Source organism: Campylobacter hominis ATCC BAA-381, assembly GCF_000017585.1.
Lineage (GTDB): Bacteria > Campylobacterota > Campylobacteria > Campylobacterales > Campylobacteraceae > Campylobacter_B > Campylobacter_B hominis.
In genome coordinates this window covers 1,356,453-1,370,131 of record NC_009714.1, presented here as the reverse complement: position 1 = coordinate 1,370,131, position 13,679 = coordinate 1,356,453, and the positions used below count along the sequence as shown (strand labels likewise).

14 protein-coding genes are annotated in these 13,679 nt (G+C 31.8%); 3 read left to right on the top strand and 11 right to left on the bottom strand.

The features are described 5' to 3' along the window. Positions 1 to 33 precede the first annotated feature (33 nt). The 10 genes from CHAB381_RS06690 to CHAB381_RS06645 all read right to left on the bottom strand — a co-directional run bounded on the left by CHAB381_RS06690 (position 34) and on the right by CHAB381_RS06645 (position 7,535). Positions 34 to 381, bottom strand: a complete 348-nt coding sequence (locus CHAB381_RS06690) for a hypothetical protein (protein ID WP_012109280.1) — start codon at positions 379 to 381, stop codon at positions 34 to 36. A 38-nt stretch (positions 382 to 419) separates the two neighbouring features. Beyond that, a complete protein-coding gene (locus tag CHAB381_RS06685; RefSeq protein ID WP_012109279.1) occupies positions 420 to 1,295 on the bottom strand; it encodes a hypothetical protein in 876 nt (291 codons plus the stop codon). 99 nt (positions 1,296 to 1,394) lie between these two features. Then, positions 1,395 to 2,357 (bottom strand): hypothetical protein, encoded by a 963-nt coding sequence (locus tag CHAB381_RS06680; RefSeq protein ID WP_012109278.1) that lies wholly within the window; start codon positions 2,355 to 2,357, stop codon positions 1,395 to 1,397. 296 nt (positions 2,358 to 2,653) lie between these two features. Then, entirely contained in the window at positions 2,654 to 3,544 is an 891-nt protein-coding gene (locus CHAB381_RS09030) for a hypothetical protein (RefSeq protein ID WP_012109277.1), read from the bottom strand. 85 nt (positions 3,545 to 3,629) lie between these two features. Continuing rightward, on the bottom strand, positions 3,630 to 4,502 hold the full coding sequence (locus CHAB381_RS06670; RefSeq protein ID WP_012109276.1) for a hypothetical protein: 873 nt from the start codon (positions 4,500 to 4,502) through the stop codon (positions 3,630 to 3,632). Between the two features lie 110 nt (positions 4,503 to 4,612). Next, entirely contained in the window at positions 4,613 to 5,374 is a 762-nt protein-coding gene (locus tag CHAB381_RS06665; protein WP_012109275.1) for a sulfite exporter TauE/SafE family protein, read from the bottom strand. A gap of 85 nt (positions 5,375 to 5,459) precedes the next feature. Continuing rightward, the gene (locus CHAB381_RS06660; protein WP_012109274.1) at positions 5,460 to 5,801 is read right to left on the bottom strand and encodes a DUF805 domain-containing protein; all 342 of its coding nucleotides are present in this window, start codon (positions 5,799 to 5,801) and stop codon (positions 5,460 to 5,462) included. Positions 5,802 to 5,927: 126 nt separating this feature from the next. Beyond that, positions 5,928 to 6,302: a holo-ACP synthase gene (gene acpS / locus CHAB381_RS06655; protein WP_012109273.1), complete on the bottom strand. Its 375-nt coding sequence runs from the start codon at positions 6,300 to 6,302 to the stop codon at positions 5,928 to 5,930. Continuing rightward, positions 6,303 to 6,791 carry a peptidylprolyl isomerase gene (locus CHAB381_RS06650; protein WP_012109272.1) on the bottom strand — a complete coding sequence of 163 codons (489 nt, stop codon included), beginning with the start codon at positions 6,789 to 6,791 and terminating at the stop codon, positions 6,303 to 6,305. A 9-nt stretch (positions 6,792 to 6,800) separates the two neighbouring features. Further along, on the bottom strand, positions 6,801 to 7,535 hold the full coding sequence (locus tag CHAB381_RS06645) for a YebC/PmpR family DNA-binding transcriptional regulator (RefSeq protein WP_012109271.1): 735 nt from the start codon (positions 7,533 to 7,535) through the stop codon (positions 6,801 to 6,803). 106 nt (positions 7,536 to 7,641) lie between these two features. Between CHAB381_RS06645 and CHAB381_RS06640 the strand changes: the two genes are divergently transcribed. Both CHAB381_RS06640 and CHAB381_RS06635 read left to right on the top strand, forming a co-directional pair. After that, the gene (locus tag CHAB381_RS06640; RefSeq protein WP_012109270.1) at positions 7,642 to 7,839 is read left to right on the top strand and encodes a heavy-metal-associated domain-containing protein; all 198 of its coding nucleotides are present in this window, start codon (positions 7,642 to 7,644) and stop codon (positions 7,837 to 7,839) included. After that, on the top strand, positions 7,832 to 9,991 hold the full coding sequence (locus CHAB381_RS06635) for a heavy metal translocating P-type ATPase (RefSeq protein ID WP_041570515.1): 2,160 nt from the start codon (positions 7,832 to 7,834) through the stop codon (positions 9,989 to 9,991). The genes CHAB381_RS06640 and CHAB381_RS06635 overlap by 8 nt, the downstream gene beginning before the upstream one ends. Before the next feature lie 547 nt (positions 9,992 to 10,538). On the opposite strand, the gene CHAB381_RS06630 is transcribed toward CHAB381_RS06635, so the two are convergent. Next, positions 10,539 to 11,009 carry a methylated-DNA--[protein]-cysteine S-methyltransferase gene (locus CHAB381_RS06630; RefSeq protein WP_012109268.1) on the bottom strand — a complete coding sequence of 157 codons (471 nt, stop codon included), beginning with the start codon at positions 11,007 to 11,009 and terminating at the stop codon, positions 10,539 to 10,541. A 105-nt stretch (positions 11,010 to 11,114) separates the two neighbouring features. Here CHAB381_RS06630 and CHAB381_RS06625 point away from each other — a divergent pair, with 105 nt between their 5' ends. After that, positions 11,115 to 13,667, top strand: coding sequence for a bifunctional aconitate hydratase 2/2-methylisocitrate dehydratase (locus CHAB381_RS06625; RefSeq protein WP_012109267.1), 2,553 nt, complete (start codon positions 11,115 to 11,117; stop codon positions 13,665 to 13,667). The last annotated feature ends 12 nt before the right edge of the window (positions 13,668 to 13,679 follow it).

The window sequence follows — 13,679 nt, the reverse complement described above, 5'->3', positions numbered from 1 at the left end:
GATACGAATTTATCTAAATTCACAAATTTAAACTCAAATTTGATAGTTTGAATTTAAATTTACGAATTCAACAAAATTCCTAGCTTCTTTATATTGGCTCGTATTTTCTCCATACCAACTAAAAGGGTCAATGCTTAAATCATCTGTTCCCCTAAATGCTATTATATACTCGCCATTTTCATTTTTTAAACAATAAGCTTGAAGCCCATTTTCTGTATTTATATAATCAAGCACTTTATATTTATTATTTAAAGTTCTATTTATACCATTTTTATTTACAAATTTATTGATTGTCCCTAAACCAATATTGTCTTGCAAATTTAAATAAGCCATTTCAGCTAACAGCCCAAATTCCGTAATGTTTTGTTCTAATGTATTCATTAGATTTCTCCTTATTAAAAAAATTTTATTTTAAATAATTATTGATAAATATCAATAGACAAACCTTTGCTCCATTTATCCATATCAAAGACTTTTTCTATCTCTTGTATTTTGCCACATACTTTTCTTGTAAATTGGTAATCATCGGCAAAATGTGGCATTAATATTTCAGGGAAAATAAAAGTCGCTTCTCTATTTCTAATATACATTTTCCAAAATGCTATCTCTTTTTCTGTTTTATTTTCTACAATAGATACATTTACGATATGATAAAAATAATTTTCAAATGCACTATCAGAGATTTTTTCACTTTTATTTATTATTATAGAATAGTTGTAATTTTTGATAATATCTCTATCTTTTTCCACTTCATTGCGTTTTGTTATTTTAAATTTGGCTTCTTCGATAGCCTTTTCATTTTCTCTATAAAAGTCAAATTGAGCTGATTCATCGGTATGCAAATTTTGATATTGTGAAATTAAATTTATATATTGCGTGTAATGGGTCGAATTTTTATCAAAATATACTTCTTCTACTTTTCCATTGTCGCATTTATATTTATCCGTTATTTTGCTATTACACTCGATTGCTATTTTTTCAATATGAATTCCGTCCAATAAAGCCTCTATTAAATGTAAGCTAGTATCTATATCATCAACTTCGGCGTTGTCAATTTTGACATATACACTTTTTGGATATTCTACAATTTTATCAATTTTTGATTTAGGCTCTATTTGGCAATATTTATTTGCGATAATCCTAGTCGGAACAACATCGTAAAACGGCACTAAAACACACAAGGCAACAGATATAGCCACTGCTTTATTGCTTTTTGAAACTGCACCCACAATAACGCATATTATAACGCTTACTACTTCATAAGCGGCAAATATAAAAGATACAACTATTTCCATAATTTTCCTTTCAGGTCGTATCGTTTATACACGATACGAATTTATCTAAATTCACAAATTTAAACTCAAATTTGATAGTTTGAATTTAAATTTACGAATTCAAGCAACCAGTAAATTTAAATTTGCAAATTTCTCATCATTTATATCTATTATTCCGTCATTGTTGCTATCAAATTCGCTTAATGCTTCAAAGCCATTTTTTGAATTTGGATTGGTATAAATTCGAGCCGTGTTGGATTTTGTTTTATTGCCAAATAGCTCTGAACCATTATCGATTATTCCGTTGTTATTTCTATCTATTGCTAGAAGTGCATCATTTTCGCTTATCCAAGAAGTAGCTTCTTTAAATCCGTTGCTATCAAGGTCAAAATTTATCTTATAGTCTAAATTTGTGCCTTTTATGCCATCATTATTAAGGTCTATTGCACTAGGTAGAAAAAATAAAGAGATTATACCAATAAAAATTAAGATAAATAAATATAAATTCTCTATAAAAATTTGAATAAAAATCAAAGAAAAGCAAAACAAAACTATAAAAAAAGGTATATTTTGCTTAAAGTTTCCTAAATTATCGTTGTAAAATCCATAGAACATTTGTACCGTTTTTTTAATTTTAAGTTTGCTTGATATTTTTATCTCTTTTTGAAATGATTCTTTATAACATACTATTTTATCATTTTTAAATTCTATTATTTTGCCTTTATTTGGGTCGGTTGCAAGTCTACTAGCAAGAATAATGGCAGCAAAAAAATTAAATATTTTTCTATCCGTAGGAATATCAACAATAAATAAACTAATAAAAACTAATACTAAAAAACAAAACCCACGAAAACTAGAAACATCTGGATTATGATTTTTTATAAAAAGCGGTTCTTTATCATAATCTCTTTTATTTGAATTTGTCTTGCTATTTGAAATCTGAGCACTATTTTGGTCTTTTAAAACTGATGAGTTATTTAAATTATCTAAATTTTTATTAGAATCATTACCTAAATTTATATTATTTCTAGGTCTATTATTTCTTAAATATTCTCTAAGTTTTTCTCTTTTATCATCACTCAAATTTTGGTCCTTTATCGTTTTAATAAAGCGGTGTATTTTACTATTTTAGAACTTAAAATATTTATTTAAATCTTATATTAATATAAATTAACCATAGTAGCTAATTTAGGGTTATTAACCATAGCTTCTTGTAATGAGCTTAAATTTCCAAAAGCTTTTATTTATGGTAAATATTTAATATAAAAAGAGTGTTTAGTTTATCATTATAAGAGTTTAAAGATGATTTTAAATTTTGATTTTATATATTTTTATACCTTATCGAGCTTCTCTTTAGTAACACTTATTCTACTAATAATTTATTCTTTATTAAGTTGCGGTAATAAATATATAATTTTATTTTCTATATCAATACCTAATTTTTCTAAAAAATACATTCTTATTTCATATCTATCTTTTTTTGAAATTAAAGGAATTATCTTTTTATAATTTTTGGTTTTTATGTATAAGACACCAAAAGATAAAATATAATTTAAGCCTCCGTTCATAAAAACCATCAAAATAAAAGGAAAATATATATAAATAGGTATCTTTGCCACCATATAAAAAATTTCATAATTTTTAAACAAAAAAGACATAACAAGAATTAAAACCAATAATATGCATAATTTATGCCATAAATTTGTATTTATAAGATTATTTCTACTTAGAAAATTATCATATTTTATTGTATAAACATCTAAACCTTTGGAATTATAGTTATTATTATATGTGATATATGAATTATTTATTATTATTAAATCTTTTTTTACAATAAGTTTTACAGCAAAAGCAAAAATAATCATTGATATAATTCTTGGTAAAAAACCCTCACTTGTATATACATAATATAAAGTTGTAGAAGAATAATTTGGTTGAAGAATTCCCAAATCATACATTTTTTTATCTAAAAAAAACATAGCTATTGCAACTAAAATAGCATAGAAATAAATTCCAGTAGCGCCAAGACTTTTTATAATAATTGGCTCTTTATCGTAATCTCTTTTATTCGAATTTATTTTATTATCTGAAATTTGAGAATTGTCCAAATCTGAGTTATTATTTAAATTCAAATTATCTGAGTTTAAATCTTTTTCCAAATTTTTATTAGAATTTTCTTTATCATCATAGCTATTACCTAAATTTACACTATTTTTAGGTCGATTATTTCTTAAATACTCTCTAAGTTTTTCTCTTTTATCATCACTCAAATTTTAGCCTTTTGTTGTTATCTTGATGAAACTTCTTAAAAATAGTGTCTTTAAGCAACATTTTGATAAAGTCTTTTGACTCCATTTAAAACTCCTTATAGCTAATCTGTATAAATTTAACTTTCTTTTTTACTTCAATATTTTGAAATTTAAAATATTTTATAATCTCATAATATTCTTTTTTGCTGTTTATTGTGATATTCATAAAACTTCCATCATTAAAAAGTATTAAAAAATTTTTATTTAATATAAAAAATGCTTTTTGAAAAACCACTCTATATGGCAATATAAAAATCAAATATGATATAGTTGTATAAGTTACTATAAATAGATAAAATGATAACTCTAAAATATCTGTTTTAAAAAAGAGTTGAAACAGTGTTTTACTTTGATATACATTTTTACCAAAAGTATGATTTCCGCCTATAAATAGACGGCAAACGCTATTTATATTATTTATATTTTGGGTTTTGTTTTGCTCATAAGCTATATAAGATAAAGTATCTTTTGTAAAGATAAATTTTTGTTTGTTATCTTTAAAATATTTAAAAGTATTTCTTATCAATAAATATGCAGATATGGATATAGCGACAACTCCAATAATCACTTGCGCCTTTCCTTGATAAATTCCATCTCTACTCCAAGCATCTATACCACATATCATCACTATAATAAACCAAAGGGATAAATATATAAAAAGCTGATAGAAATTTCCATAGTCTTTTATGATAATCGATTCTTCATCGTAGTCTCGTTTATTTGTGAAATTTGATGAGTTGCTGTTCTTGTTAGAATTTGAATTTTTGTCTGAATTATTAGAATTTTGGTTTATGTTATTTTGTAAATTTAATTGATTGTTTAAATTATCTTTTGAATTCTCTTTGGAATTTTGTTTTTGTCTGCGAAACTCATCTAACTCTTCTTTTATTTTTTTATATTTTTCATCATCATCCTGCATTTTTCACCTTTAAAATTTCTAAAAATAAATTTTAAAATTATAATGTTAAATTTATAAATTTGTATTTTATCGAATTAATTTCGGTGTAATTTCAATCGCGCCCAAAATTTTTAAAGCCATTTCAAAATTTCCAAAAAATATTGCACTAGTATAAATATTGCAAAAAATATTAGCGTTAATTTAACTAGTTTTTTGAAAAGTTCATCGCTTACTCTATCTTTGAATTTATTTGTGATAAAAAGCGCCGCGAAACAGACGGCGACGGAAATTGCGCCGAATAAAATCTCTTTACTACCAAACTCACCAAAAGCTGCGAATGTAGATATTTGTGAGATCTTGTTTGTTAAAAAGCACAGATTCATAACCGCAATCGCCATACCTTTTGAAAGATTGAGTTCAAGTATCAAAATAGCCAAAACTATAACCATTGCGTTGATTAATCCGCCGATTATGCCGCTAATCAGTCCAAAAACAAAAAGCGAAAACTGAAAATGTCTTTGTACAAAATCTCCAAAATTTATGTAAAATTTATCTTTATTTAGATAGATCAGCACCGAAACAGATAATAGAAGTTTATAAATGCCGCTTGGAAATGCTATTAAAATGTGACTTCCTATGTAGCTGCCAAATGCGGAAAAAATAAATAAAACGGCATATTTTTTAAAAATTTCGATGATTTCTTTAAATTTTACAAAAGTATAAATACTAGCGACATTCATAAAAAATGTCGGTATTAAAGTTAGTATTATCGCTGTTTTAGGCGGTAAAATCGTAAAAAGAACGGAAGTGGATATGAGTGGAAATCCAAAACCGGCAAGCGTATGGAAAATCGCTGAAATGAAAAAAACCGCAAGAATGATAAAATTTAACAATTTTTTCCTTTATAAATAAAAATTTTGAAATTTTATCATTATTGTTAAAAATTATCGGCAAAGTTAAAAGTTGCCGATAATAAATTTATTCGCCTAGCGGGTTTGGACCGTATTCGTTGCTGCCCGGAGTAGATTTCAGCACTGCAAAAAATAAAATAATCAAAGTACCGATTATAGGTATTAAAAGCAGCAATATCCACCAGCCGCTTTTATCTATATCGTGTAATCTTCTAACGCCTACACTAAGGCTTGGCAAAAAAAGCGCCAATGCTACCAATGCAGTTAAAATATCGGAACCTATTATACCGATAACAATGTTGATTAAAAATACCAATAGCGCGAAATACCAGTATTCGGACCTGCAAGCCCTGCCGCTAAAACCTATGTATTGTGAAAAACATGAAGTGATTGCTTCACCAAAACCCATAATATCTCCTTTTATAAAAAGTAATTTCGTATTTTAAAATAGTATCTATAAAAATAACTTTAATTTGTTTTTATAGCGTTTGATTTTTTGAAAGTGAAATTTAAATATATAAAAAATCACGAAATTTCAGAATTTTGACATTTCCAAAATTACGGCGGATATAGCAAATCCACCGTCGTGAGTTATACTTACATCCGCATTTTTGATATTAAATTTTTTAATTATGCATGGCGCAATTTCTAAAAAAGGTGCGCCGCGATCATTTTTTAAAATTTCAACATCCAAAAAACCGAAATCAGCTGAAATTCCAACGCCAAGAGCTTTTGCAAATGCCTCTTTTGCAGCGTAAATTCCGGCTAAACGTTCTAATTTAAGATTGTAATTTAAATTTAAAACTGAATTTTGTTCGTTTCCGCTTAAAATTTTATCTAAAAATTTATCACCGAATTTCGTGTAAATTTTTGAAATTCGGCTTATACTGACGATGTCGATTCCTATCAACTACAAACTTTCTTTGATTTGTATATCGATGATTTTATCGCCTGCTTTTATAGCATCCAAAACATTTAATCCTTCATCATTTATTACTTGTCCGAAAACCGTATGAACGCCGTTTAGATGAGGTTGTGCGCTGTGACAAACGAAAAATTGCGATCCGCCGGTGTCACGTCCTGCGTGAGCCATAGAAAGTGTACCTCTTACGTGTTTATGTTTTTGATTGTCGCATTCGCATTTTATGCGCCAGCCTGGACCTCCTATACCGGTTCCGTAGGGACATCCGCCTTGAATTACGAAATTAGGTATTACGCGGTGAAACGTTAAACCTTTATAAAAACCGCTTCTTGCTAAAGTGGCGAAATTTAGGACATTTTGCGGTGCTTCATAAGGAAAAAGTTCGCATATCATATCGCCTTTTTCTGTTTTTATGATGGCGAATTTTATCTTTGCCATTTCGTCTTTGTTTATCTCGTAAATTTTAAGTTTTTCCATAATTTTTTCCTATTTTATATTTGTGTAAACCGCTTGCACATCATCGTCATCTTCAAGTTTTTCGATGAGTTCTTCTATCTCTTTCAAATCCTCATCTGCGAATTCAACGAAATTATTTGCCACAAATTGCAAATTTCCGCTTTTGATTGTAAGACCAAGTTTTTCTATACCTTCGTTCAGCGTTCCGAAACTCTCATAATCGCCATAAATTGTAAGAGTTTTTTCGATTTCGCCTTTATCGTTTTCAAACTCATTTTCTTCCATTTCGGTTAGCCCATAATCAATAAGATCAAGTTCTACGGCTTCAAGATCGCGTTTCGGGTATTCCACTTCAAAAACGCTTTTTCTTGAAAACATAAATGTCAGACTCCCATTCGGTAAAAATTCGCCGTTTCCTTTGTTTAAGATGGATTTTATATTTGCAACCGTTCTTGTCGAATTATCGCTTGCGCATTCGATGATTAAAAGTGCGCCGTGCGGTGCTTTGCCGTCATAATGAATAATTTTTATATCAGCTGCATCTTTTCCGCTTGCACGTTTTATGGCGGCGTCAATGTTATCTTTCGGCATATTTTGCGCTTTTGCAGTTGCTATTGCGGTGCGAAGTTTCGGATTCATATCGGGGTCAGGTCCGCCTTCTTTGGCTGCCATTGTTATAGATTTTCCAAGTTTTGGAAAAAGTTTGCTCATTTTACCCCAACGAGCTTCTTTTGAAGCTCTTCTGTATTCAAACGCTCTTCCCATAAAGTTTCCTTAAATTTTTAAAATTAAAATTTTCATTATAGCAGAAAGCAGTTGAAAATTATTTAAAATTTTGTATTATAATTTATAAAAAACTCAAGAGGTTAAAATGAAATTTAAAGTAGAAAATATGCATTGTCAAAAATGCGCAAATACAATCAAAAATGCGTTAAGTGATGAGTTCGGTGAGATAAAAACCGATTTGGAAAATAAAATCGTAAGCGTTAAAATCAAAGAAGACGACGTTCAAAAATTTCAAAATGAAATGAGCGATTTAGGTTTTGAAGCAATCAAAACAGATGAGTAAAAAAATCACGCTGAATATCGCAGGAATGAGCTGTGTAAATTGCTCCAACGCGGTAGAAAAAATCTCAAAAAAAATTCCCGGCATAAAAGAGGCGAAGGTAAGTTATACAAATGCAAGCGGTGAGTTTGTCGTAGAAAATGATGAAGCGATTAATATTTTAAAAGCGAAAATCAAAAAAATCGGTTATGAAGTTGTGGCTGATTATGATGAACTGATAGAGCGCAAAAAAGCCTATATTAAAGAGCTTTTCATTAAATTTTGCATGGCTTTTGCAATATCTCTGATTATTATGTGGGCTGAAATGAGCGCTTTGAATTTCGCGCTGAAAGCTGTTATCGGAGCCGGTTTCGGTGCGATTTGTTTATTTTATTGCGGCGGATATTTTTTTAAACACGGAATTTTAAGTTTGAGAGCTAAAAATTTCGATATGAACGTGCTTGTTATGTCCGGTTCATCCGTTGCGTATATTTACTCGCTTTTTGTGGCGCTTTTCGCGCGCTTTTTACCGCAAAATTTCGCCTATTTTTATTTTAGCGGCGCAAGTATGATAATCTGTTTTATTCTGCTTGGAAAATTTTTGGAAGAAAACTCTAAATTCAGGGCGAACGACTATATAAAAAAATTGATTGATTTAAGTCCTAAAAAAGCACTTATAGTAGGCGAAGATGGCGTAATAAATGAGATAAATGCCGATAACCTTAAAACAGGCGATAAAATTTTAATAAAAACGGGTGCTAAAATTCCTGCAGACGCGGTTATAATAGAAGGTGAAGCTGAAATTGACACTTCTATGATAACAGGCGAGAGTTTGCCTAAATTTTGTACCGTAAAAGATGAAATAAATGCGGGGTGTATCAATACAGACGGCGTGATTTACGCAAAAGTTACAAAAAATAAAAACAGCAGTCTGCTTGCTCAAATTTTGGATCTTTTAAGCGAAGCCGGAGCAAAGAAAATGCCTATTTCAAGGCTTGCAGATAAGATTGCAAATATTTTTGTTCCAAGCGTTATTTTTATTTCCGTTTTGACTTTTGTTGTTTGGGCGTTTGTAGGAAATGCCTTTAACGGCGTAATGTGCGCGATTTGCGTTTTGATAATATCTTGTCCTTGTGCTTTAGGCCTTGCCACACCGGTTGCGATAGTTTGCGCCATTTCAAATGCCGCCAAAAACGGTATTTTGGTGCGAAATCCTGAAATTTTGGAAATTTTAAAAGATGCCAGAACAATTGTTTTTGATAAAACAGGAACGCTTAGTAAAGGCGAAATAGCTGTATCATCAAGCGATTTAAAAGACGATGATCTACGTATTTTGGCAATGGCTGAAATTTTGAGCGAGCATAAAATTTCAAAGGCGATTGTGAAATTTGCGGAGGATAAATTCGGCGAAATTTCAAAATTTGACGGAACATTTGAAAATAAAACAGGAAAAGGAATTATCGCTTCAAATACCGATATAAGTTTGATAGCGGGCAATTTTAATTTTTTAAGAGAAAACGGCGTAAATTTTGAAATTCCGAAAAATGCGATTAGTGCTTTAAATAACGGCTTTGGCGTTATATTTGTAGCGATAAACGGCGAATATGAAGGTTTTGTAAGTTTAGCGGATGAAGTTAGAGACGAAGCGAAAAGCGTTGTTGAAGAGCTTAAAAATTTAGGAATTAAAACCGTAATGCTGACCGGAGATGACGCAAAAACGGCAAATTTCGTGGGTAAAAAACTTGGCATTGATGAGATAAAAGCCGGTGTCTTGCCAAATGAAAAATACGATTTCGTGCAAAATTTAAAAAGCTGCGGCAAAGTGATTTTTATAGGGGACGGAATAAATGATGCGCCTGCTTTAAAAGCGGCTGATATCGGTATCGCGATGAACTCAGGAAACGAAATTGCAAAAGGTGCTGGAGATCTTATTTTCGTAAAAAATAATCTTAAAAATGTGCTTTATCTGCTACGACTTTCCGTAAAAACGATGAATACAATCAAACAAAATCTATTTTGGGCATTTTTTTACAATCTTATCTGCATTCCTACAGCAGCCGGCGCCTTCGCATGGGCAGGAATTTTGCTAAAACCGATATACGGGGCGATTGCAATGTGTTTCAGCTCGGTTTGCGTAGTGTTAAACTCGCTTCGTTTAAAATTTATGAAAAATTAATTTTCGGCGCATTTTACGAAGTTTTATTTACAGTTTAGATAAAAATTTATCTGGTTAAAGTGCGATAATCTGCAAAATAAAATTTAAAAAAAGCGGTTTAAAAAAATGAAGTTCTGAATTTTAAGTATTGCGCAAAAATAAAATGGAAATTTCAAAAACAATTAAAAACAATGCAGCATAAATCGTTAAAGATTGGCGATGATACTGAAATTTGATGTATTTGTAAGTTTAAAATACAACTGATGACTTTTAAAATCAAATTTCAATTAGCCGTATAAAAAATAAGCGCGGTCAAATTTCGTTTGAATTTTGTAAATAAGGTAAAAATGAGTTAAAAAAGCTTTTTTAATGTGTAAAAATCGCAGCCGCTTTGGCAAATAAATTTTTAAGCACATTTTTTAAACAAATTTTGATAGGTTGAAATTTAAATGCGCTGATGAATTGAAAATTTAATAAAATTCGGTAGCTGAAATTTTAAAAAATTTCGCTGAAAAACCGCGCCGCAGTTTTTAAAATAATAGATTAAATGCTTCAAAAACAAAATGCGTTAAAATTTAAGTTTAGCTTTTTCAAGTTTTAAAAGTCTATTTTTGCGCCAAAGTCCGCCGCTATATCCGCCGATTCCGTTACTTGCCACCACTCTGTGGCAAGGAATTATTATCGGAATTTTATTTTTTGCGTTCGCATTTCCTACCGCTCTGTAAGCTTTCGGTCTATTTATTTTTGTTGCCAGTTGTTTATATGTCAAAACCTCGCCATAAGGTATTTTTAGAAGCGCTTCATATACACTTTTTTCAAAATCGCTTCCTTCTATTTTAAATTTCACGCTGAACTTTGAAATTTCGCCGCGAAAATAAGCCGAAATTTCATCCGCGCAGTGCGTTAAAATTTCGCTGTGTTTATTGTTTGAAATCTCCATTTGTTCGCAATTATCACAAAAACTGATTTCTATGATTTCATCGCCGTTTGCGACGATTTTTAAATTTCCGATCGGTGAAGCTATAAGTATTTTTTCCATAATTTAAAGTTTCCTTATAAAATCATACAAATTTTTATGTTTAAACCAATATTCTAAAATTTTGAGATAAAATTATATAAAATTTTTTATTAAAAAGGATACAAAATGGCTTTTTTGACAGAGTATGACAAACATGTAGAAGAGCGCGCAAAATTGGGCATTCCACCGCTTGCGCTTAATGAAGTGCAAACAAAAAAGATTTGTGATTTGTTAAAAAAAGGCGGCAAAGACAGCAAAACTTTAGCGGATTTGCTTGAAAACCGTGTAAATCCTGGAGTTGACGACGCCGCTAAGATTAAAGCCGAGTTTTTAAATGAGATAATAAACCATGATTTAACGGTTGATGAAATAGACAAAGCAAGGGCTATTAAAATGCTTGGCGGTATGCTTGGCGGATACAATGTTATTGTGCTAATCGCCGCTCTTTCAAGTAAGGATGATAAAGTAGCCGAAATGGCGGCTGACGCGCTTAGCAATACGATTTTCGTGCATGATTATTTTAATGATGTTGCGACTCTTTGTAAAACAAATAAATTCGCTAAAGATGTTATGAAAAATTGGGCCGAAGCCAAATGGTTTTTGTCTCGCCCTGAAATCGACGAAAAAATAGAAGCCGTAGTATTTAAAGTGCCAGGAGAAACAAATACGGACGATCTAAGTCCTGCAAGTGAAGCTTTTAGCAGATCGGACATTCCACTTCACGCAAATGCTATGCTTAGCAAACGACTTCCCGGAAGCCTTGAAAAAATCGCGGAACTTAAGAAAAATGGTAAAAAAGTCGTATATGTAGGCGATGTCGTAGGAACCGGAAGCAGCCGAAAAAGCGGTGTAAATTCAGTACAATGGCATATCGGAGATGAAATCAAAGGAGTTCCGAATAAAAAAACCGGTGGTGTAATAATCGGCTCAACCATCGCGCCTATTTTTTTCAATACCGCTGAAGATAGTGGAGCATTGCCGATTATCGCAAATGTAGATAATCTTAATACAGGCGATGAAATTGAAATTTATCCTTTAAAAGGCGAGATTAAAAAAGCCGGCAAGGTTGTAAGCAAATTCAGATTAATTCCAAATACAATCGAAGATGAAATCAGAACAGGCGGTAGAATTCCGCTTATCATCGCAAGATCTCTTTGCGTTAAAGCAAGAGAATTTTTAAAATTGCCGACTGAAAATATTTTTACAAAACCGGAGCAACCGAAATCAAATGAAAATGAAGGCTACACGTTAGCGCAAAAAATGGTAGGAAAGGCCTGTGGATTAAAAGGTGTAAGAGCCGGAATGTATGTAGAACCTATGACACTGACTGTCGGCAGTCAGGATACAACAGGTCCGATGACAAGAGATGAGATAAAAGAGCTTGCAAGTCTTGGATTCGGTGCAGATTTCGTACTTCAAAGCTTTTGCCATACGGCTGCATATCCGAAACCAAGTGACGCGCTTATGCATAAGACTTTGCCGAAGTTTATGAGTAGTCGTGGCGGCGTCGCTTTACATCCGGGAGATGGCGTAATTCACTCATGGCTAAACCGTATGGTTTTACCGGATAGTGTCGGCACAGGCGGCGATTCGCACACAAGATTTCCAATCGGCATAAGTTTTCCTGCAGGTTCGGGACTTGTAGCATTTGCAGCGGTAACAGGAACGATGCCTTTAAATATGCCTGAGTCCGTTCTGGTCAAATTTAAAGGTAAAATGCAACCAGGAATCACGCTTAGGGATTTAGTCAATGCGATACCTTATGTAGCGATAAAAAAAGGACTTTTAACCGTAGAAAAGAAAAATAAAAAGAATATTTTTGCAGGAAAAGTTATAGAAATTGAAGGACTTGAGAATTTAAAAGTAGAGCAGGCATTCGAGTTAAGCGACGCAAGTGCCGAAAGAAGTGCGGCCGCGTGCTGCGTAGCTCTTGATAAAGAGCCTGTTATAGAATATATAAAATCGAATATCGCTTTGATCGATGCGATGATAAAAGCGGGATATGAAAGTAAAGAAACGTTAAAACGAAGACGTGACAAAATGAAAGAGTGGCTAGAAAATCCTGTGCTTTTAAAAGCTGATAAAAATGCAAAATATGCCCAAATTTTAGAAATCGATATGAGTGAGATAAAAGAGCCGATTTTAGCGTGTCCTAACGATCCTGATGATGTGGCGACGATAAGTGAAATTTTAGCTGATCCTAAACGCGCTCACAATATCGATGAGGTTTTTGTAGGAAGCTGTATGACAAATATCGGTCATTACAGAGCTGTCGGTGAAATTTTAAGAGGCGAAGGACAGGTGCCAGGTCGTCTTTGGATTGTGCCACCTACAAAAATGGATCAAGTCGAGCTTAAAAGCGAGGGATATTTCAGTCTATTCGGTGCGGCTGGAGCCAGAATAGAAGTAGCAGGATGCAGTCTTTGCATGGGAAATCAGGCAAGAGTGCGCGATAATGCGGTGGTTTTTTCGACTTCAACCAGAAATTTCGATAACCGTATGGGAATGGGCGCGAAAGTTTATTTGGGAAGCGCTGAGCTTGCCGCAGTTTGCGCTATGCTCGGACGAATTCCTACTAAAGAGGAGTATCTGAAAATTGTACCTAAAAAATTAGCAGGAAAAGAGAGTGAAATTTACAAATATTTAAATTTTAATGAAGTTAAGAATTTTACGCTATAATCAAAAAATTTT

What these genes read in the sequence shown, in the direction of transcription:
- CHAB381_RS06690 (WP_012109280.1), bottom strand. Translation starts at nt 381, where the DNA reads ATGAATACATTAGAACAAAACATTACGGAATTTGGGCTGTTAGCTGAA.
- CHAB381_RS06685 (WP_012109279.1), bottom strand. Translation starts at nt 1,295, where the DNA reads ATGGAAATAGTTGTATCTTTTATATTTGCCGCTTATGAAGTAGTAAGC.
- CHAB381_RS06670 (WP_012109276.1), bottom strand. Translation starts at nt 4,502, where the DNA reads ATGCAGGATGATGATGAAAAATATAAAAAAATAAAAGAAGAGTTAGAT.
- CHAB381_RS06660 (WP_012109274.1), bottom strand. Translation starts at nt 5,801, where the DNA reads ATGGGTTTTGGTGAAGCAATCACTTCATGTTTTTCACAATACATAGGT.
- CHAB381_RS06650 (WP_012109272.1), bottom strand. Translation starts at nt 6,791, where the DNA reads ATGGAAAAACTTAAAATTTACGAGATAAACAAAGACGAAATGGCAAAG.
- CHAB381_RS06645 (WP_012109271.1), bottom strand. Translation starts at nt 7,535, where the DNA reads ATGGGAAGAGCGTTTGAATACAGAAGAGCTTCAAAAGAAGCTCGTTGG.
- CHAB381_RS06640 (WP_012109270.1), top strand. Translation starts at nt 7,642, where the DNA reads ATGAAATTTAAAGTAGAAAATATGCATTGTCAAAAATGCGCAAATACA.
- CHAB381_RS06635 (WP_041570515.1), top strand. Translation starts at nt 7,832, where the DNA reads ATGAGTAAAAAAATCACGCTGAATATCGCAGGAATGAGCTGTGTAAAT.
- CHAB381_RS06630 (WP_012109268.1), bottom strand. Translation starts at nt 11,009, where the DNA reads ATGGAAAAAATACTTATAGCTTCACCGATCGGAAATTTAAAAATCGTC.
- CHAB381_RS06625 (WP_012109267.1), top strand. Translation starts at nt 11,115, where the DNA reads ATGGCTTTTTTGACAGAGTATGACAAACATGTAGAAGAGCGCGCAAAA.